Here is a 20,311-nt window from a genome sequence, read left to right on the forward strand (position 1 = left end):
ACCCCGCACCCGCCGACCGCCCCCACCCCACCACCGGAGGAGATCTCTCCATGCCCACCGCCGACCTCGTCGTCATCGGCGCCCGTGTCCGCACCCTCGACCCCGCCCGGCCCCGGGCCACGGCGGTCGCCGTACGCGACGGTCTGATCGCCGCCGTCGGTGAGGAGGCGGACGTCCGGGACTGGCGCGGACGCGGTACGGAAGTGGTGGACCTGGGCGGCGGCCGGCTGGTACCCGGCCTGGTGGACAGCCACAGCCACCCCGTCTGGGGCCTGGACATGGCCACCGGCATCGATCTCACGGCCGTGACGGACCTCGACGGCCTGCGGGGCGCGCTCGCCTCCGGCGAACGCGTCGACGGCTGGGTCATCGGCTACGGCCTCGACCACAACGTCTTCGCCGGCCGGACCGTCGACCGCGCCCTCGTCGAGGACATCCTCGACGGTGCTCCCGCCTTCCTGCGCCTCTACGACGGCCACTCCGCGCTCGTCAGCGAGGCCACGCTCAAGGTCGCCGGCATCACCGGGCCGCGCGACTTCGCGCAGCGGTCGCACCTCGCCGTCGACGCCGACGGACGACTCACCGGACACCTCGTCGAGCATGCCGCGATGGCGCTCGTCGAGCCCTTCATACCGAAGCCTTCCTACGCCGAACGCCGCGACAGGCTGGGCGAGTTGCTCCGCGCGATGGCGGCCAGCGGTCTCACCGGCGCCCATGTCATGGACCTCGGCGACCTCGACCTGGTGGGCGCGCTCGCCGAGGAGTCGCCGCTACCGCTGCGGCTGCGCTTCGCCCCTTGGTGCATGCCCGGCGCCGACGCGGACGACCTCGCGGAACTCGTCGCTCTCCAGGGCCGGGGCGGACGGCACTGGCGGGTCGGCGGGGTGAAGTTCTTCATGGACGGCACCGTCGAGGGCGGCACCGCGTGGCTCGACCACCCCGACTGCCACGGCCAGGGCACCGACGCGTTCTGGCCCGACCCGGCGGCGTACAGCGCCGCTGTACGAGAGCTGCACCGCGCCGGGGTGCGTACGGCGACACACGCGATCGGGGACGCCGCCGTACGGCATGTCCTCGACACCGTCGCCACGTTGGGCCCCGGCGGACGGCTCGCGCACCGGATCGAGCACATCGAGTCCGTGCCGGACGAGCTCGTCGGGCGGTTCGCCGAGGTGGGGGTCATCGCCTCGATGCAGCCGCCGCACACCGACTACACACGGGCCGATCTGTCCGACGAGTGGTCGCTGCGGCTGGGGGAGGAGCGTGCCACGCGGGCCTGGCGCCTGCGTGACCTGCGGGACGCGGGCGCGATCGTCGCGCTCGGGTCGGACTGGCCCATCGCCCACTACGACGCGCGGGCCGTACTGGCGACGGCCAGGGCACCGAAGGGAGCGGCGTCCTCAGGGGCAGGGCTCACGGGGCTGCAGGCGCTGGAGGGGTGCACGCGTCACGCGGCGGTGGCCGCGGGCGAAGGAGACATCGCCGGCCGGATCGCTCCGGGGCTGCGGGCCGATCTGACGGCCCTGGGGGTCGACCCTGTGGAGGCACCCGCCGACGAGGTCGCCGACGCGCCCGTGCTCCTCACAGTGACCGGGGGGCATGTGGTGCACCGGGCGCTCTGAGGGAGCCGCCGGGGTCTGAGGAAGCCGCCGGGCGGGGCTTGCGGTCGTGTCCTGACTGCGGGTCTTGCCCGACCGCTCGAATCGCGTCACACTGGTACCGAACGAATGGTCGGTTGGGAAGCTGGTATCGATGACGACGACAGACTCCGCGGGGGCGCCGTCCCAGGACGCCGATGACGCCCTCCAGCAGCATTTCGATGCGACGATCGCGCGGGATCAGCGGATCGAGCCGCGGGATTGGATGCCGGAGGGGTATCGCCGGACGTTGGTGCGGCAGATCGCGCAGCATGCGCATTCGGAGATCATCGGTATGCAGCCGGAGGGGGAGTGGATCACGCGTGCGCCGTCGCTGCGCCGTAAGGCGATCCTGTTCGCGAAGGTGCAGGACGAGGCGGGGCACGGGCTGTATCTGTACTCGGCGGCGGAGACGCTGGGTGCCGATCGCGCGGATCTCACGCAGTGGCTGATCGAGGGGCGTCAGAAGTACTCGTCGATCTTCAATTATCCGACGGTGAGTTTCGCCGACGTGGGGGTGATCGGCTGGTTCGTGGACGGTGCGGCGATCTGTAATCAGGTGCCGTTGTGCCGGTCGTCGTACGGGCCGTATGCGCGGGCGATGGTGCGGATCTGCAAGGAGGAGTCGTTCCATCAGCGGCAGGGTTATGAGCTGTTGCTGACGTTGATGCGTGGTACCGACGCGCAGCGGGCGATGGTGCAGGACGCGGTGGACCGCTGGTGGTGGCCGTCGCTGATGATGTTCGGTCCGCCTGATGACGCCTCGCCGAATTCGGCGCAGTCGATGGCGTGGAAGATCAAACGGCACAGCAACGACGAACTGCGCCAGCGGTTCGTCGACATGACCGTCCCGCAGGCCGAGAAGCTCGGTGTCACCCTGCCCGACCCGGATTTGAAGTGGAACGCGGAGCGTGGCCGTCATGACTTCGGCACTCCCGACTGGGACGAGCTGATGCGGGTCATCAAGGGCGACGGGCCCTGCAACGACCGGCGGATGGAGCGGCGGCGGACCGCTCACGAGGAAGGCGCGTGGGTGCGTGAGGCGGCCACGGCCCACGCGGCGAAGCAGAGCGAGCGAGCCCGGAAGGGGACGGCGGCATGACCGGCACGAACAAGGGCGACTGGCCGTTGTATGAGGTGTTCGTGCGGGGCAAGCGTGGTCTGAACCATGTCCATGTGGGTTCGTTGCATGCCGCTGACGACCGGATGGCGCTCACGCACGCGCGTGACCTGTACACGCGCCGCAACGAGGGTGTGTCGGTCTGGGTCGTGCGCTCCGAGTACATCGCCGCTTCCACCCGTGACGAGAAGGATCCCTTCTTCGAGCCGAGTGCGGACAAGGTGTACCGGCATCCCACGTTCTACGACATCCCCGACGACGTCCCGCACATCTGAGGAGCAGGGTATGAGTGACGACCACGTCTACCTGAGCCTCGCCGAGGGGCACGAGGACGACACCCGCTGGGCGTACGGCACCGGTTTCGAGGACCCTCTGCACGGGGTGGACACCACGGTGCCCGAGGGAGTGGACACCGGCGAACTGGCCGCCGTCTGTGTGGCGTTGGCCGACGACGCTCTGGTCAGTGCGCAGCGGCTGGCCGAGTGGACCACCCGTGCGCCCGAGCTGGAGGAGGAGGTGGCCCTGGCGAACATCGGGCTCGACCTGCTGGGTCAGGCCCGTCTGCTGTATGCCCGTGCCGGGCAGGTCGACGGTACCGGGCGGGGCGAGGACGCCTACGCCTACTTCCGTGACGCCGGCGACTTCCGCAACGTGCGCCTGGCCGAACTGCCCTGCGGGGATTTCGCGTTCACGGTCGTCCGGCTGCTCGTGCTGTCCAGCTGGCGTCTTGCGCACTTCGAGCGGCTGGCAACGCACCCGGACCCGGTGCTCGCGGCGATCGCGGCGAAGGGCGTCAAGGAGCTGAGCTATCACCGGCAGTACGCCGCCGAATGGGCCGTACGCCTCGGCGACGGAACCGCCGAGTCCCACCGGCGGATCCGCAAGGCCATGGAACAAGTGGCCCCGTACGTCGGCGAGTTGTTCACCGCGTACGACGTCCGGGACGAGGTCGTCGGTGTGCTCCGCCAGGTCACCGAGGCAGCCGGACTGCCGATGCCGGTGTACCGGCCGCTCTCGGGCGCGGGCCGCGCCGGTGACCACACGGAGCATCTGGCGCCGCTGCTCGCGGAGTTGCAGAGCGTGGCCCGCGCCCACCCGGGGGCGACATGGTGACGACCCTGACCGACGCCGCGCGGCGCGCCCGGCGCATCGCCGAGCAGGTGCCGGACCCCGAGCTGCCCATGCTGACCCTGGCCGATCTGGGCGTCCTGCGCGAGGTACGGCTGACGGCCGACGGCACGGTCGTCGCGAGCCTGACCCCGACGTACTCCGGTTGCCCGGCCATGGCCGAGATGCGCGCCGACGTGGCGGCGCGGCTGCGCGCCGCCGGCTACGAACGCGTCGAGATCCGCACGGTGTTGAACCCGCCGTGGACCACCGACTGGATCACCGACACCGGCCGCCGCAAGCTGACGGAACACGGCATCGCCCCGCCCGGCGCGGCACCCCGGGGCCCGGTCCCCCTCCAGTTGTCCCCCACCCGGCGGTCCGTGGCCTGCCCCCGCTGCGGCTCGGCCTCCACGGAGGAGACCTCCCGCTTCGCCGCCACGTCCTGCAAGTCCCTGTGGCGCTGCCACACCTGCCGCGAGCCGTTCGAGCACGTCAAGGAGATCTGATGAAAGGCCTCGAGAAGGAGCCGACGAGAGGCCTCCTGGACGCGCCCACCTCGCAGAACGGGGCGGGACGCCCCCGGGCCCGCCGACGGCCGGCCTTCCACAGCCTGCGGGTCGCCGCCCTGCAGCCGCTCTGCGAGGACGCCGTCGCCGTCGGGTTCGAGATTCCGGCGGAGCTGGCTGAGGAGTTCGCCTTCGCGCCGGGACAGTCGCTGACGCTGCGGCGCGAGATCGAAGGGCGCGACGAGCGGCGCTCGTACTCGATCTGCTCCCCGGCCGGGACGACACCGCGCATCGGGGTACGGGTCGTACCGGGCGGACTGTTCTCGTCGTGGCTGGTCAACGACGTACGGCCCGGCGACACCGTCGAGGTCATGGCCCCCACCGGCTTCTTCACCCCGGACCTCACCACCCCCGGCCACCATGTGCTGATCGCGGCCGGCTCCGGCATCACCCCCATGGTCTCCATCGCCGAGTCCGTGCTCGCCGCCGACCCCCGCTCCACCGTGACCCTCTTCTACGGCAACCGCCGCACGGGCACGGTGATGTTCGCCGACGAACTGGCCGACCTCAAGGACCTGTACCCGGCCCGCTTCCAGCTTGCCCACGTCCTCTCCCGCGAACCCCGCGAGGCCGAGGTGCTCTCCGGCCGCCTGGACGCCGACCGGCTCTCGGCGCTGATCGACTCCCTGGTCGATGTCGACACGGCGGACCACTGGTGGCTGTGCGGGCCGCACGGCATGGTCCGCGACGCCCAGCGGGTCCTGGACGGACTCGGTGTCCCCGCCGACCGAGTCCACCAGGAGCTGTTCTACGCCGACGACGAACCGGTCCGCGAGACGCGGCACGAGGAGGCCGCCGCCGAGGGGCCCGTCAGCGAGGTCACGGTCGTCCTCGACGGCCGCACGACGACCGCCGCGCTGCCCCGCGAACGCAGCGTGCTCGACGGCGCGCAACGCACCCGCCCCGACCTGCCGTTCGCCTGCAAGGGCGGGGTCTGCGGCACCTGCCGCGCGCTGGTCACGGACGGCCGGGCCGAGATGCGGCGCAACTTCGCCCTGGAGCCGGCGGAGGTGGAGGCGGGGTATGTGCTGACCTGCCAGTCCTACGCGGTCACGGACAGATTGACGGTGGACTTCGACACGTGAGTGGGGAACGGAGGGGGCCGGTTGTCGGGTGCGGGTGAGTGGGGGCTTCTCGCGCATTCCCCGCGCCCCTGACAAGCAGGGGCTGCGCCCCTTGCTTCTCATCCCGCGGCCCCGCCGCCTTCCAGGCCCGCAGGGCCTGGTCTTTCAGGGGCGCGGGGAACTGCGCGAGAAGCCCCACCGGGCCCGCGGCCGCCGAACTACATGGACCCCCGAGATCTCGGGCGCCGCGGAGCCCGAGTCACCCCTGATGCAGCCGATCCACCAACACATCGATCACCAACGGCGTACGCGGCCCGAAACTCAGCAGCACCCCGTCCTCCAGATCCACCACCCGGCGGTCCATCCCGGCCGGTGTCTCCCTGATCCCGGGAATGTCCACCAGCCCGTCGACCCCGCCTACCGACTCAAGTCCCTTGCTCATCATGAGGATCACTTCGGGCTGGGCCTTGACCAGGGCCTCGCTCGTGATCGGGGTGAACGGTTTGTCCAGCCCGGCCGCCACCCCCGCGTCCTCCGCCCCGGCCGCGTCGATGAGGGAGTCCGCTCCCGACCCCTTCCCACCGATGAGATAGACGGCGGCCGACCCCCGCATGTACAGGAACGCGACCTTCGGCCGACTCCCTTCGGGCACGGCGGCCCGCGCGGCCTTCAACTCCTCGGCGAAACGCTCGTTGAGGGCCTCGCCGGCGGCCGGGACCCCCAGCGCCTCCGCCACCCGGGTCGTGCGTGTGCTCACGTCGGAGAGTTCGTCCGCCGGGTCGAGGACCACCACGGGCACTCCGGCGTCACGGATCTGGTCGACGGCCTCGCTCGGCCCGGTGTCGGTGTCGGCGAGGACCACGGTCGGCTTGAGCGAGAGCACGCTCTCCGCGCTCACGTCGTGCGCCTTGGTCACCTGGGGGAGCCCCTCGGCCTCCGCGAAGGTCGCGGTGATGTCCCGGCCGACGACCTTGTCACCGAGGCCGAGCGTGAACACGATCTCCGCGATGCCTCCGTTGAGCGGCAGGATCCGTGACGCGTCCTCGACGGTGACCTTCCGGCCGTCCGACGAGTCGACGGTGACGGGCAACGTCGGTGTGGGCGGCTCGCCCTCCAGCGGGACGAGCGAGTTCGTCCGCAACTGCTTCTCGGCGGCCGCCGCCCGCTCGCTCGCGGACGACGCCGACGGCTTCGCCCCCGCTGCTTCGCCTTCTCCGGCACTGCCTGCGCATCCGGTCGCGAGCATCGCGAAAGCAACGGTGAGTGCGGCAACTCTCCTTCGAACCAAGGTGAGTTGAGATCCTCCGGACCTTCGCATCGAACCGCCCTCCATGTCTACCGTTCGAACCAGGTGTTCGTTAACTTAGGTTAGCCTTACCTGAGTTTCCTAGGGTGGGAGTGCTGACACCGATGCACAGATGTGGCCTACGAGCCCTGCGCGCAGCCCCGGCGGCCCTCGCCGTCGCGAGCGCTCTGATCCTCTCCTCGGCCCCCTCGGCGATGGCCGCGGCCGGCTCCGCGACCGGTCCCGAGGGGCAGAAGCTCACCGTCTCCAAATCGGTCCGCCTCGACCCGGACGGCGAGACGGTCACCGTGTCCGGCACCGGCTACAACACCGAGAAGGGCATCTACGTCGCCTTCTGCGTGGACAACGGCGCGGGCAGGACGCCCACGCCCTGCTTGGGCGGTGTCGACATGTCCGGCGACTCCGGCGCGTCGGTGTGGGTCTCCTCCAACCCGCCCTCGTACGGGAAGGGGTTGGCGAAGCCGTACCGGGGCAACGGGCACAAGGGCACGTTCTCCGTTCAGCTCGAGGTGCGCGCCAAGGACGCCAACACCGACTGCACCACATCCGGTGTGACCTGCGCGGTAATCACCCGCAACGACCACACCAGGGGCGGCGACCAGAGCCAGACGGTCCGTATCCCGGTGACCTTCGCCGGCGCGGCCGGCGACGCCGGAGACGACCAGGGGAGCGACAACTCCGCGACCCCGTCGGCCGGTACGACCACGACGACCACCGGTGGCACGGGCGGCACGTCGAAGGGCACCGGCACCTCGGGCGACCCGCTGGCGGACACCGGCAGTGCCGCCGTGCCGCTCGGCATCACCGCCGCCGGGCTGGTCGCGGCGGGCGGGACCGCCTGGCTCTGGGCGCGCCGCCGCCGTACCGACGCCGCGCCCGAGGGCGCGAACTGACGCCATGTCACTCACCGACGGCAGATCGACGACGGCCGTTCACAGACCGTTCGGCGCCCCCGGTGCGGGGCGTCCGGCCGGCCACGCGGCCGGCCTTCCAGGGAGGACTTCGAGGTGATGAACAGACCTGGTGCCGCCGTGACGGCGGCGGGCGCGCTGCTCGCCCTGCTGTGCCAGGGCACGGCGGCGGCACGGGACGGGGCCGAGTCCCCGCGTGAGGTGTCCGGTGGATTCGCGAGCTGGGGCCCGGCGTTCGGGGAGTCCACCGGCGCCGCGGCGACCGTGACGGCCGGGGCGCCCGCCGTGCGCGGCCCCGGGGGCCGGACCTGGTTCCCGGTCGATGGCGGCAGCGTGAACCCGGGCGCGGGGGACGCGGACGTCGCACTCGACGGCTCGATCCGGCTCGGCCGACCCGGCACGGACACCCTGACCCTCGACGAACTGCGGCTGAGGCTCGACGACGGCACCGGCACCCTCCGGGTGCGGGCCCAACGGGCGGGGGAGGGCCACGAACTGACGCTGGCCCAGGTCGGCCCGGGTGCCGGCGCGCCGAGCATCCGCAGCGGGGGTGCGACCTGGTCCGGCCTGCGGGTGTCGCTGACCGTCGAGGGCGCCGCGCTGCTCACCCGGTGGAGCGGGCGGTCGTACACGGCCGGGGACGAACTCGCCCCGCTCGACGTGACCGTGGGAACCGGAGCGTCCGGCACCGCCGGTCCGCGGGGAGGGGTGCCCGGCGCATCGGACGGCGACGCCTCCGCGCCCCCGGAGGGCGGAGACGACCCATCGCCAGGCTCCGCCGGGACAGGTGCCGAACCCGGGAAGGATGCCGACGCCGGTGCCGAACAGCAGGCGGGGGCGGCGCCGTCCGCCGCCGTGGACCTCGCGAACCCGGCGGTCGGGGACGGCCGTCGGGTCACCGGTGAGGGCTTCGTGCCGGGTGAGGTCGTACTGGTCGCGATCGACGACGACACCCGCTACCAGGCCGTGGCCGACGAGTCGGGCCGGATCGCCCGTGACTTCCCGGTGTACGACACCGCGAGCGAGGGCGCTCACACCGTACGGCTGTACTCCGTGACCGGTGGCCGCGAGGCCGTCGCGGAGTACACCGTGCGCTCCGACGAAGCGACCTCCTGAGCCGCCCGGCCCGTGTCAACACGGGCCGGGCGCGGGCCCGTTGTGGTTCTTTGCGTTCTGTTGACAAAGAGATCACGAGCAAGCTTAGGTAAGCCTTACCTAAGCTTGCTCGTCCTTGAGAAAGGTGCTCTCCGATGAGAGTCGTTCCCTCCGCTCGTACCGCCGCCCGCGCCGGTCTCGCCGTCGCCGCCTCCGCCGCCCTGACCCTGGGCCTCGCCACCTCGGCCTCCGCCGCCACCGCGACCCGCACGATCGTCGACGGCGCCACCACCTACAACCTGTCCCTGACCGCGCCGAACACGGCCGCCGCGTCGGGCCAGGTCGTCACCGTCTCCGGCTCCGGCTACAACACCGCCCAGGGCATCTACGTCGGCCTCTGCGTCGTCGACGGCGCGCAGGGCGCCACCAAGCCGACCCCCTGCCTCGGTGGCCAGGACGAGTCGGGCTCCACGGGCGCCTCGCACTGGATCAACAACACCTTCGGCGGCCTCTTCGCCAACAGCTCCAAGTTCGGCGCCGGCGGCACCTTCAGCGTGAACATCTACGTCCAGGCCACCCTCGAGGACGGCAGCGTCTGCGGCGAGGACGTCACCTGCGCTGTGGTCACCCGCGCCGACCACTTCGACAGCAACGACCGCAAGTACGACGTCCACGCCCCCCTCACCTTCCAGTAACCACTTCCCAGGCCGGGCCCCCTCGCCAGGGGTCCGGTCCTCGGCGTCCCCCGGGTGCGGGGCGCACCCGACGAATGAGGTACCCATGAGAGACGACACGACGGGAAGGCGGCCGGGGCGTGCGGCCGGACCGCGGCTCGGACGCCCCGCGGCGCTCCTCGGAGCGGTCGCCCTGGTGGCCGCCACCATCACCGCCGTCACGGTGAGCACCGCGGCCCAGGCCGCCGACACCCCGAAGACCGGCCTGGGCGCGAACGGCCAGAAACTGACCGTCTCCGCCTCCGCGAACCTCGATCCCGAGGGCGAGAAGCTGAGGGTCACCGGCTCCGGCTACGACACGGCCAAGGCCGTCTACGTCGCCCTGTGCAAGGACAACGGCGACGGCAGGATCCCCTCCCCGTGCATCGGGGGCGCCGATCAGACCGGTACCGGCAGTTCCTCCCACTGGATCGTGCCCGAGGGCGACCCGTACGAGGGCAGCCTCGCCGTCGCCTGGGGTGAGGGCGGCACCTTCGACGTCGAGATCGACATCGAGGCCGAGGACAACGGGGTCGACTGCACCGAGGTCGTCTGCTCCGTCGTCACCCGCGTCGACCACCGCAACTCGGGCGACCGCTCCCAGGACGTCCGTGTCCCCGTCCGGTTCGAGGGCCAGGACACCGGAGGCGGTGACGGCGGCGAGGGCGAGGACGTGCCTCCGGGCACGGTCGACTACGTCGAGTCGGCCGCGTTCCCGGCGGCCGGCAAGGTCAACGATCTCCTGCTGCACCCGGAGTCCGGGAAGCTGTACGCGGGATCGGACAACTTCGCCGCCTCCGGAGCGGTCGACGAACGAGGACTGCACGCCCTCGACCCGGCGGACGGCAGGAGCCTCGGCCACACCCCCCATTTCCCGGGCACCACCGGCACGCTCGGCCCGCGCGCGGTCGTGCGGATCGCCGCCCCGCTCGCCGGCGACGGCGCCGTGTTCCAGTTCGCGCTGCGCGGCATCGGCACCGCGAAGGCCGGGGACCCGGCGGCCGCGGGCAAGTGGATCGCGGGTGCCAACATCACCGGGATCGGCCCCGGCACCAAGGATTCCACCGTCCTGGTCGCCCAGGGCGCCCAGCTCTCCGAGATCGACATCGCCACCGCCGTCCCCCTGGAGAACCGCACCCTCACCCTGGAGGGCGGTTCCCTCCTCGGCGTCGACGAGGCCCGCGACGCGGCCTGGTCCGTGGGCGCCGGCGGCGGCACCCTGCGCCGGGTCGACACCCGCTCCTTCACCGTCACAGCCTCGGCCGAACTCGCCGCCACGAGCGTCGAGTTCGTCGAGACCGACCCGGCCACCGGCAACGTCTGGGTGGGCAGCGGCGACTCCGTCCTCGTCCACGACAAGGACGCCAGGCTCCTGAAGACGATCGAGGGCCCGGACGAGGCCGCCGACATCGCCTTCGACGCCGCCACCGGCCGGGCCTTCGTCGTCTGGCAGGACGACGGCACCCTGAGCGGCGGCAGCGACGGCGTCAGCAACCTGGCCGTGTACGACACCGCCACCTACGCGGAGGCCGCCGTCCGCACGAAGCTGGACGGCAACGACTCCCAGAACGGCTCCGCCTCCGTCGCCGTAGCCCCCGGCGGCACCATCGTCTACGTCGGCAGCCCCACCGAGGGCGAGATCACCAAGCTCGACCGCCGGATGTCCCCGAAGGTCACCCGGTCCCCGACCGGCCGGACCGTGGCACCGGGCGACGAGGTCTCGTTCGTCGCGGAGGCCGACGGCACCCCCGCACCCACCGTGACGTGGGAGGTCAGCGCCGACGGCGCCCAGACCTGGTCCACCGTTGAGGGCGCGACGAAGAACACGTACACCTTCGAGGCGAAGGCGGCGCACGACGGTCACCAGTACCGTGCCGTGTTCAGCAACACCGTGGGCACCACCCGCACCGCCGCCTTCACCCTCACCGTCACGGAGGCCGGCGGCAGCACCGGCGGCGCCGACGGCGGCGGGACCGGTGGGGACGCCGAGCCCTCCGGCACGAAGACGGTCACCGGTTCCGACGGCCAGAAGCTCACCGTCACCCCGGTCAACGACCTCGCCACCGAGAGCCAGACCCTGAAGGTCACCGGCTCCGGCTACGACGAGAAGAAGGGCATCTACGTCGCCCTCTGCGTCGACAACGGCGCGGGCGAACCGCCCTCCCCGTGCATCGGCGGAGTCGACATGACGGGCGAGTCGCACTCCTCCGCGTGGATCTCCTCCAACCCGCCCGACTACGGTGAGGAGTTGGCCACCCCGTACGAGGAGGGCGGAACGTTCGAGGTCGAGCTGACCGTCGACGCCGAGGACGAGTACACCGACTGCTTCAAGGCCCGGTGCGTCCTCGCCACCCGCGCCGACCACACCCTGTCCGGCGACCGCTCGCAGGACGTGAAGGTCCCGGTCGCCTTCGTCGGCCAGGACCCGGTGGACACCGACGACGACAACCCCAACGGCGGTGCCTCCGGCGGAGGTTCGACGTCCGCAAGCACCGGCACGACAGGCACGACCGGCTCGACCGGCGCCTCGGGCAGCACGGGGGGCACCACGACCGCCGGAGGCGGCGGGAGCCTCGCCTCCACCGGCCTGACCGTCCTCGGCGTGGCCGCCTCGGCCGCCGCGCTCACCGTGACCGGCCTGATCCTGCACCGACGGGCCCGCAGGTCGGGCCACGGCACACCCGACTGATCCGCACAGGGCTGAGACCGGAGTCCGGGCCGCCGACACCCTCGGTGGCCCGGACTCCGCGCGTCTCCGCTCGGCTCGCGTCCCTCCCGCGCCGGATCCCAGCCCGTGGCCACGAGCCACCGGTTCCCGGCGACGGCGGTCGTGTTCCACTGTGGAGACCGTGACCGCAGGGACGGCCGGGAGGCATGGCCACTCCGGTGACCGGGCCCAAGGCGATCCGCTCGGTCGCTTAGGCTGGTTTCCTTGTCGCCGACCAGGAGGCGCAGGCTGCGGCGTGTGTTCGCCGTTCGTCGAGGGAGGGTTCGAGTGGCAGTCGCGGGGGGCCGGTCGAGGAAGCGGCTCCAACGGGGAACTCTTTCCCAAGGGCTGATCGCCGGGACCGCGCTGCGGATCCTCGACGAGGACGGGCCGGACGCGCTGACCTTCCAGCGGCTCGGCAAGGAGCTGTCCGCCTCCGCAACCGCGGTGTACCGGCACTTCGCGAGTCGCGACCACATCATGATCGCCGTCGCGGAGGAGCTCGACAGGATCTCCCTCGAGGAGTACGAGCCGCACGAGTCGTGGGCCGAGTCGCTGCGTGACCTGGCGATCCGTGCCTGGAACACCGCGCTGGACCATCCGGCGGCCGCCGCGCTCTGCATGGGGAGAGTCACCCGGGGCGTGCACGAGTTGCGCGCCGTGGACGCCGTCCTGGAAGCGTTCCACCGCGGTGGCTGGCGCGGCCGGGAGGCCGTCCTGCACTACCAGGCGTTCTCGAACTTCATCCTCTCCATGGCGAGCAACAACGCCTGGCGGCTCGTCAACCAGCGGTTCGGCGCCGAGGTGAACTGGGTGCAGGAGTACCAGCTGGCGGATCCTGACGCGTACCCCTACGCCGAGGCGGCGAAGGAGCACCTGCGCAGCGTCGACATGACCGAAGTCTTCCACCGGCAGACGGACCTCCTCCTCGCGGCCCTTTCGGCGGAGGCGGCGACGCTCCCGCGCGACTGACACGCGTCACTCTTCGCGGCCACCGCCCAGCAGTGTTTCCGCGGCCTGGATCGGCGGCGAGGCCGGCGCGCGCAAAGATAGTTAACGCTATTGACTACGTCGTTCACTTGGCGGCATTCTCTCCACACCGAGTGCTCCACGGCTCGCTTTCGAGCGGCGTCCACCGAGCTCCGCGCGCACCGCCTCCACCCCGAACTGCTCGCGCTCGTCCCGCCCGATCCCGTGCGACCTGCGCAGAGCGCGACATCCCTCCAGGAGCACCCATGCGCCAGACCCGTACCCGTGCGGTCCCTGTGACCGCAGCCGTCGCCGTGACGGCCGTACTCGCCGGCTGTACCACCACGGGATCGACGTCCGCAGACTCCAGCGGCGGTGATGCCGCCACGGCGACGAGGATCCGGACGACGATCGACGTGCCGGCCGGCTTCGACCCGGCCAAGGCTCTGTCCCTGCCGGACTACCAGCTCGCCCGCAACAGTTACGACACCCTCGTGCGCAAGGACGACGGCGGGCTCGTCGGCGGGCTCGCCACCAAGTGGAAGAACACGCCGACCTCGGCCACCTTCACCCTGCGCGCCGACGCGACCTGCGCCGACGGGACGCCGATCACGCCGACGGTCGTCAAGGGCTCCCTCGACCGCTACATCGACCCGAAGACGGCGGCGCCCGATCTGCCCACGATCTTCGGCCCCGGCAACACGGTGAAGGTGACCGCCGACGACGCCGCGCGGACGGTGAAGATCACGCTCGCCAGGCCGTGGGGTGACATGGTCACCGGCCTGTCGGTCGCGAGCACCGGCATCGTCTGCCCGGCGGGACTCAAGGACCTCAAGGCCCTTGCCGCCGGTAGGGCCAAGGGCTCCCAGTCCGGCCCGTACCTTCTCGAGAAGTCCAAGTCCGGCGTCTCGTACTCCTACAAGCTTCGCCCGGAGTACAAGGCATGGCCGGCCTGGCGTACGAAGATCCCCGGCAAGGTCGCCGCGACGATGGAGTACCTGGTCTCGCCCGACCCGACGGCGACCGGCAACCTCGTGACCAGCGGCCAGCTCGACATCGGCAAGATCGACGCCTCCGGCATCCCGCGCTTCGACGGCGTGGCCGGCCACTCCGTGAGCATCAGCCGGTTCTCCGACTTCTACCTGCTCTTCAACGAACGACCCGGCACTGTCTTCGCGGACGTCGCCACCCGCCGGGCCGTCGCCCAGGCCGTCGACCGCGCCGCCTTCACCAAGGTCGTCTCGAAGAACACGGGTGAGCCGTCGACGATGTTCGTGCAGAAGGGCATCCCCTGCAACGACCCCGGCTCCTCCTTCCTCGTGGCGAAGGACAAGGCCGCGGCGGCCGACGTGCTCAAGGGCAAGAAGATCCGCCTCGTCGGCCCCCAGGTCGTCGGTCCCGCCGGCGCCGGAAACCAGTACATCCAGGAGGCACTGCGGGCCGCGGGCGCGGACGTCACCCTCGCCAACGTCGACGTCGGGACCTGGGTCGGGACCGTGTTCGGCAAGCCCGACGCCTGGGACCTCACGGTCTTCGCCGACCTCAACTTCCTCGGCAGCCTCGCCAGCCCGCTCGCCAAGTTCGTGGGCCCCACCATCCCCGAAGGCGGCGGCAACCTCGGCGCGGTGAAGAACCCCGTGGTGGACAAGGCCTTCGCCCAGGGCGCCGAGGCGACGACCGAAGAGGCCCGCTGCGCCGCCTACCAGAAGGCCGCCAAGGCCCTGATCTCACAGGTCGACGCGGTGCCGCTGGTCAACGACCCGTTCATCTACGCGCTGCGCAAGGGATTCAGCGCACAGATGCTCGGCGGCTCGCTCGACGACCCCATCCTGCGCGTTACCGGCTGACGGACAGGCCGCCCGCACGCGGCGGAGACCCACGCGGCCGGACCCGACCGTCCGGCACGGGAAATCCCCGCGCTGTTCGGCGCCCCGCACCGAGACCCTCGCACCATGCCGACAGGAGTCCCCTGGTGATCGACCCATTCAGCACCGCCCAGCAGATCGCCGACCTCGTGCGCACGAAAGAGGTCAGCCCGGTGGAGGTGGCCGAGACCTACCTCGACCGCATCGAGCGGATCAATCCCGCCGTCAACGCCGTCGTCTGGCTCGACGCCGACGCCGTGCGCGCGGCGGCCGTGCGGGCCGAGCAGGCGGTGCTGCGCGGCGATCCGCTCGGCCCGCTGCACGGCGTCCCCGTCCCCATCAAGGACCTCAACTCCCTCGCGGGACAACCCAACACGATGTCCTCACTGGCGATCCGGGACACCCCGCAGACAGTCACGGACCCCGACATCCAGCTCCTCCTCGACGCCGGCGCGATCCCCCTCGGCCGGACGAACTCGCCGGAGTTCGGCGCTCTGACCGTCTCCGAGAACGCCCGGCACGGCAAGACGCGCAACCCGTGGAACCCGGCGCACACCTCCGGCGGGTCGAGCGGCGGCGCGTCGGCGGCCGTCGCGGCCGGGCTCGCCCCGGTGGCACACGCCTCCGACGGCGGCGGATCGATCCGGGTCCCGGCATCGGTCACCGGCCTCGTGGGCCTCAAGCCGAGCCGGGGACGCGTGCCCGCGTTCGTCCGGGGCTGGGAACACTCGACGACCGAAGGCGCGATCACCCGCACCGTGCGGGACGCGGCCCTCATGCTCGACGTCATGGGCCGACCCGACCGGCTCGCCTGGTACAGCGCGCCCGAACCGGGTCGCCCGTACATCGAGGAGGTCGGTGCCGATCCCGGACGGCTGCGGATCGGCCTGCTCCTCGACGCGCCGACCGGGCTGCCGGTCGACGAGGAGTGCCGCACGGCGGCGCTGACGGCCGCCCAGGCACTGCGCGATCTGGGGCACGACGTCGTCGAGGCCCGCCCCAGGATGTTCTCGTACGAAGCGATCATGGGCTTCACCTGGACGATCATCAGTGCCTCCACCTACGCCATCGAGGTCGACGACCCCGACGCGGTGGACCCCTACATCCGGCGCCGCCGGGAAACCGCCCTCGAGGCCACCGCGGGCGACTACGCCCGGACCGCCGCGCGCCTGCAGGCCGAGTCCCGCGACGTGGTCGCCCAGTGGGGCCGGGACTTCGACGTCCTCCTCACCCCGACCACCGCGGTCGTGGCGCCACCGGTCGGCCCCGTGTACGACGAGGCGAACTCCGACCCGGACGGCCCGCGGGCCACCGAGACCCGGATGGTGTCGTTCACCGCGTTCGTCAACATCGCCGGGCTGCCCGCCATCTCGCTGCCCGTCCACACGACCGCGGACGGACTGCCGGTCGGCGCGCAACTCATCGGCGCACCGTACGACGAGGCGACGCTGCTGCGCCTGTCCGCCCAGCTCGAACCACGGTTCCGCTGGTACGAGCGGCACCCGGACGACGCGGCACTCACGGCGGCGGCGCTGTGAGCGCCGGGTCCGCGGTCCCGACCGGGCCGCTGCCCACCGCACCCGCCCGGCGCGCTCCCCGGCTGCGGCTGGGCGGTGGCTGGGCCGGGTTCGCCGTCCGCCGGGCGGGCGGCCTGCTGATGTCCATGCTGCTGCTCGTCCTCGTGACGTTCCTCATCGTGCCCCTGCTGCCCGGGGACCCGGCCCGCGCGATCGCCGGCACCAACTCCTCCCCGGCCACGCTCGCGGCGATACGCGAACGACTGGGCCTCGACGAGCCGATGGCGACGAGGTTCGTCCACTACCTCGGCGACATCGCGTCCGGACGGCTCGGCACCTCGTTCCGGTTCGACACCCCCGTCGCGGACATCGTCGCGACCCGGTTGCCGTACACCGTCCAACTCGTCATCCCGGCCGTCCTGCTCTCCCTGGTCATCGCCGTCCCGCTGGGCATGGCCGTCGGTGTCCTCACCCGTGACGGACGCCGCCGTCGGCTCGGCGTCGGCTTCGGCACGGTCGCAGGTCTCCTCGCGTCGGCGCCGGTCTACGTCGTCGCGACCCTCCTCGTCCTGCTGTTCTCGATCAGCCTCGGGCTGCTGCCGTCCGGCGGCGCCGAGACGCCGAGCGCGCTCGTCCTGCCGATCGCCGCGCTCTGCATCGGCCCGGCCTTCGCCATCGCCCGGGTCGTCCGGCAGGAGACGGCCTCGGTACTCGCCCAGGACTACATGAGGACCGCTCGCGGCCACCGCCTGGGATCCGTGCGTCTCCACCTCCGCCACGCGCTGCCCAACCTGGTGACGAGTGTCCTGACCCTGAGCGGTCTCGTCCTCACGTCCCTGCTCGGCGGGACGATCATCCTCGAGAACGTCTTCACCTACCCGGGGCTCGGCACCGAGGTCGTCCAGGCGATCATCAACAAGGACTACCCGGTGATCCAGGGCATCATCCTCGTCGTCGGCATGCTCGCCCTCCTCGTCAACCTCCTCGTGGACGTCGTCCTCGGCATCGTCGACCCGCGCACGCTGGAGGGAGGTCGTCGTGGCCACTGACACGACCGCGCGCCGTCGGCGCCGCAACCCGTCGCTGCTCTCCGGCGCCGTGATCCTCGGACTGCTCCTCGTCGTGGCCCTCGTGGCCCCGCCGCTGCTGAGCGGTTCCGCCGAGACCCTCACCGACGACGCCCGGCTCGGGCCCGGCGCCGGGCATCTCCTCGGCACCGACGCATTCGGCCGTGACGTCCTCGCCCGGGCGCTCGTCGCGACCCGGCTCACCCTGTTCATGGCCGCCGTCGCCACCGCCGCCTCGTTCGTCGTCGGCGTCGCGATCGGCGCGCTGGTCCACCTGGCCCCCGGGTGGCTGCGCGAGACCTGTCTGCGGCTCATCGACTCCGCGGTGGCCTTCCCGTCGCTCGTGCTCGCCCTCGTCATCGCGGCGGTGCTCGGTCCGGGCACGGTGTCCGCGATCGTCGCGATCGCCGTCGCCGGCGTCCCCGGCTTCGCCCGGCTCACGGCGAATCTCGCCGCGACCGTCGCGGACAAGGACTACGTGCTCACCGCCCGCCTGCTCGGCGTTCCCGGCCTGCGCATCCTGGGCCGGCACGTCCTGCCGAACATCAGCGGGCCGCTGCTGGTGCTCCTCAGTTCGAGCTTCACCCTGTCCCTGCTCGACATCAGCAGCCTGTCGTTCGTCGGCCTCGGTGTGCAGAGCCCGCAGTACGACTGGGGCCGGCTGCTCAACGAGGCGCTGCCGTCGATCTTCGCCCAGCCGTCGCTCGTCCTCGCCCCGTCGATCATGCTCATCGTCACCGGGGTGGGCGCCATGCTCCTCGGAGACGGCGTGGCCTCGCTCGTCGACCCGCGCACCCGCGGCGCGGCACCCGCACCGGCCGGGACGGCGGACGCGGCGGTACCGGCCGCCCCGGCACCGGCACCGGCGCATCAGGCGCTTCAGGCGTCGGGCGGTGCGGGGCCGGCGGCCGGCACGGAGCCGGACGGCCTGCTGACCGTCGCCGGGCTCACCGTGCGGGCCGGAGACCGGACACTCGTCGACGACGTGTCGTTCACCATCGGGGCCGGCCAGATCGTCGGCCTCGTCGGGGAGTCGGGCTCGGGCAAGTCGACGATCGCCATGGCGGTCGCGGGCCTGCTCCCCGAGGGCGTACGGGCGAACGCGTCGCGCCTCGCCCTCGGCGACCTCGACCTGCTCGGAACACCGCCGGAGCAGCGCCTCGCGACCGAGATCGGCATCGTCTACCAGGACCCGATCGGCACGTTCAACCCCGCGCTGAGGCTCGGCACCCAGCTCACCGAGGTGGCCAGGGTGCATCTGGGGACACCCCGGCGTCAGGCCGCGCGGGACATGGTCCGCGCCCTGGCCGACATCCACGTCACCGAGCCGGACCGGAGGCTGCGCCAGCACCCGCACGAGCTGAGCGGCGGCATGCTCCAGCGCGCCTCGATCGCCTCCGCCATGACGACGAATCCGCGGCTGCTCATCGCCGACGAACCGACGACGGCCCTCGACGTCACCGTCCAGGCGGAGGTGCTGCGTCAGTTCCGGCGCATCAACCGCGAGCACGGCACGGCGATGCTGTTCATCTCGCACGACATCGGCGTCGTCGGCGTGCTCTGCGACACCGTCCTGGTGCTCCACGGCGGCCGGGTCGTCGACCGGACCACGGGCGGCGACCTGCGCCGGGGGACGGTCACCCACCCGTACACCCGCGCGTTGCTCGCGGCGACTCCCGCCGCGGTCGAGGCCGGCGAAACCCTCAGCGCGGTCCGGTGGACGGCCGACGCGCACGCGGCGCAGCCGAGCGGGGCGCCGTCGGACGATCTTTTCGACAAAGCCGCGGACCGCCCCCCGGCCGCGGAAGGGAGCCGTTGATGTCCGCCACCGCCACCGCCACCACACCGGACCCGCAGGCGGCCACCCCGCTGCTGCGCGTGGAGGACCTCACCGTCGAGCTCGGCCACGGCGTCGCGGCCCGCAGGGTGCTCAAGGGAGTCTCGTTCGACATCCCCCGGGGCAGCACCCTCGCGCTCGTCGGCGAGTCCGGGTCGGGCAAGACGACGCTCGCGCGGACACTCGTCGGCGTCCACAGGCCGTCGAGCGGCCGGATCCTCGTGGACGACGCCCCGCTGCGCACCTCGCGCGGACGGGCGGGAGCCGCGACGGTCCAGATGATCCCGCAGGACCCGTACTCCTCGTTCGACCCGCGGCGCACCGTCGCGCAGTCGCTCGCCGAGGCACTCGATCCGATCCGGGCCAGGGTCAAACCGGTCCGGACCCGGATCGCCGAACTGCTCAGCCAGGTGAGCCTCGACCCGGACGCCATGGACCGCTACCCGCACGAGTTCTCCGGCGGCCAACGGCAGCGGCTGGCGATCGCACGGGCCCTCGCACCGCTTCCCCGGTTCGTCATCGCCGACGAGATCACCTCGGCCCTCGACCTGACGACCCAGGCCGAGATCCTCAACCTGCTCGCCGATCTGCGCCGCCGGCTCTCGCTGACGATGCTGTTCATCTCGCACGACCTGGCCGTCGTCCGGCACGTGAGCGACTCGGTCGCGGTCCTGCTGCACGGGGACCTCGTCGAACTCGGCCCGACCGGAGCCACCTTCGCCGAGCCGAAGCATCCGTACACCGCTCAACTCCTCGCGTCCGTCCCGGGCGACCCGAGGTTCCGCCTCGACGACGAGCCGGCCATGGCGTGAATCGTCCGGACGCGA

At 72.0% G+C, this 20,311-nt stretch carries 17 protein-coding genes; 16 read left to right on the forward strand and 1 reads right to left on the reverse strand.

The window, feature by feature from the left end:
* Nucleotides 1-50 precede the first annotated feature (50 nt).
* The 6 genes from GWK25_RS20445 to paaE all read left to right on the forward strand — a co-directional run bounded on the left by GWK25_RS20445 (nucleotide 51) and on the right by paaE (nucleotide 5,518).
* A complete protein-coding gene (locus tag GWK25_RS20445) occupies nucleotides 51-1,622 on the forward strand; it encodes an amidohydrolase (RefSeq protein ID WP_215451982.1) in 1,572 nt (523 codons plus the stop codon).
* A 130-nt stretch (nucleotides 1,623-1,752) separates the two neighbouring features.
* Nucleotides 1,753-2,739 (forward strand): 1,2-phenylacetyl-CoA epoxidase subunit PaaA, encoded by a 987-nt coding sequence (gene paaA / locus GWK25_RS20450; protein ID WP_215451983.1) that lies wholly within the window; start codon nucleotides 1,753-1,755, stop codon nucleotides 2,737-2,739.
* On the forward strand, nucleotides 2,736-3,032 hold the full coding sequence (gene paaB / locus GWK25_RS20455; RefSeq protein ID WP_215451984.1) for a 1,2-phenylacetyl-CoA epoxidase subunit PaaB: 297 nt from the start codon (nucleotides 2,736-2,738) through the stop codon (nucleotides 3,030-3,032). The genes paaA and paaB overlap by 4 nt, the downstream gene beginning before the upstream one ends.
* A gap of 10 nt (nucleotides 3,033-3,042) precedes the next feature.
* Nucleotides 3,043-3,870, forward strand: coding sequence for a 1,2-phenylacetyl-CoA epoxidase subunit PaaC (gene paaC, locus GWK25_RS20460; protein ID WP_215451985.1), 828 nt, complete (start codon nucleotides 3,043-3,045; stop codon nucleotides 3,868-3,870).
* Nucleotides 3,864-4,373, forward strand: coding sequence for a 1,2-phenylacetyl-CoA epoxidase subunit PaaD (paaD, locus tag GWK25_RS20465; RefSeq protein WP_215451986.1), 510 nt, complete (start codon nucleotides 3,864-3,866; stop codon nucleotides 4,371-4,373). Before paaC ends, paaD begins: the two co-directional genes overlap by 7 nt.
* Complete coding sequence (gene paaE, locus GWK25_RS20470; protein WP_215451987.1) at nucleotides 4,373-5,518, forward strand: 1,2-phenylacetyl-CoA epoxidase subunit PaaE; 1,146 nt, start codon at nucleotides 4,373-4,375, stop codon at nucleotides 5,516-5,518. Before paaD ends, paaE begins: the two co-directional genes overlap by 1 nt.
* Nucleotides 5,519-5,756: 238 nt before the next feature.
* Here paaE and GWK25_RS20475 read toward each other — a convergent pair whose 3' ends face one another.
* Nucleotides 5,757-6,830 carry an ABC transporter substrate-binding protein gene (locus GWK25_RS20475; protein WP_215451988.1) on the reverse strand — a complete coding sequence of 358 codons (1,074 nt, stop codon included), beginning with the start codon at nucleotides 6,828-6,830 and terminating at the stop codon, nucleotides 5,757-5,759.
* A gap of 77 nt (nucleotides 6,831-6,907) precedes the next feature.
* On the opposite strand from GWK25_RS20475, the gene GWK25_RS20480 reads away from it, so the two are divergent.
* From GWK25_RS20480 to GWK25_RS20525, 10 genes are all read left to right on the forward strand, one after another.
* A complete protein-coding gene (locus GWK25_RS20480) occupies nucleotides 6,908-7,696 on the forward strand; it encodes a hypothetical protein (protein ID WP_215451989.1) in 789 nt (262 codons plus the stop codon).
* A 117-nt stretch (nucleotides 7,697-7,813) separates the two neighbouring features.
* A complete protein-coding gene (locus tag GWK25_RS20485) occupies nucleotides 7,814-8,830 on the forward strand; it encodes an HtaA domain-containing protein (protein ID WP_215451990.1) in 1,017 nt (338 codons plus the stop codon).
* Between the two features lie 134 nt (nucleotides 8,831-8,964).
* A complete protein-coding gene (locus tag GWK25_RS20490; protein WP_215451991.1) occupies nucleotides 8,965-9,504 on the forward strand; it encodes a hypothetical protein in 540 nt (179 codons plus the stop codon).
* Between the two features lie 85 nt (nucleotides 9,505-9,589).
* Nucleotides 9,590-12,211 carry an immunoglobulin domain-containing protein gene (locus GWK25_RS20495; RefSeq protein WP_215451992.1) on the forward strand — a complete coding sequence of 874 codons (2,622 nt, stop codon included), beginning with the start codon at nucleotides 9,590-9,592 and terminating at the stop codon, nucleotides 12,209-12,211.
* A gap of 306 nt (nucleotides 12,212-12,517) precedes the next feature.
* Nucleotides 12,518-13,201, forward strand: a complete 684-nt coding sequence (locus tag GWK25_RS20500) for a helix-turn-helix domain-containing protein (protein ID WP_308404272.1) — start codon at nucleotides 12,518-12,520, stop codon at nucleotides 13,199-13,201.
* A 263-nt stretch (nucleotides 13,202-13,464) separates the two neighbouring features.
* Nucleotides 13,465-15,045 (forward strand): ABC transporter substrate-binding protein, encoded by a 1,581-nt coding sequence (locus tag GWK25_RS20505; protein WP_215451993.1) that lies wholly within the window; start codon nucleotides 13,465-13,467, stop codon nucleotides 15,043-15,045.
* Nucleotides 15,046-15,170: 125 nt separating this feature from the next.
* Nucleotides 15,171-16,601 (forward strand): amidase, encoded by a 1,431-nt coding sequence (locus GWK25_RS20510; protein WP_215451994.1) that lies wholly within the window; start codon nucleotides 15,171-15,173, stop codon nucleotides 16,599-16,601.
* Complete coding sequence (locus GWK25_RS20515) at nucleotides 16,598-17,629, forward strand: ABC transporter permease (RefSeq protein ID WP_215451995.1); 1,032 nt, start codon at nucleotides 16,598-16,600, stop codon at nucleotides 17,627-17,629. Before GWK25_RS20510 ends, GWK25_RS20515 begins: the two co-directional genes overlap by 4 nt.
* On the forward strand, nucleotides 17,619-19,466 hold the full coding sequence (locus GWK25_RS20520; RefSeq protein WP_215451996.1) for a dipeptide/oligopeptide/nickel ABC transporter permease/ATP-binding protein: 1,848 nt from the start codon (nucleotides 17,619-17,621) through the stop codon (nucleotides 19,464-19,466). The genes GWK25_RS20515 and GWK25_RS20520 overlap by 11 nt, the downstream gene beginning before the upstream one ends.
* Nucleotides 19,466-20,296, forward strand: a complete 831-nt coding sequence (locus GWK25_RS20525; RefSeq protein WP_215451997.1) for an ABC transporter ATP-binding protein — start codon at nucleotides 19,466-19,468, stop codon at nucleotides 20,294-20,296. Before GWK25_RS20520 ends, GWK25_RS20525 begins: the two co-directional genes overlap by 1 nt.
* The last annotated feature ends 15 nt before the right edge of the window (nucleotides 20,297-20,311 follow it).

It is taken from the genome of Streptomyces sp. ATCC 21386, assembly GCF_018728545.1.
Taxonomy (GTDB): domain Bacteria; phylum Actinomycetota; class Actinomycetes; order Streptomycetales; family Streptomycetaceae; genus Streptomyces.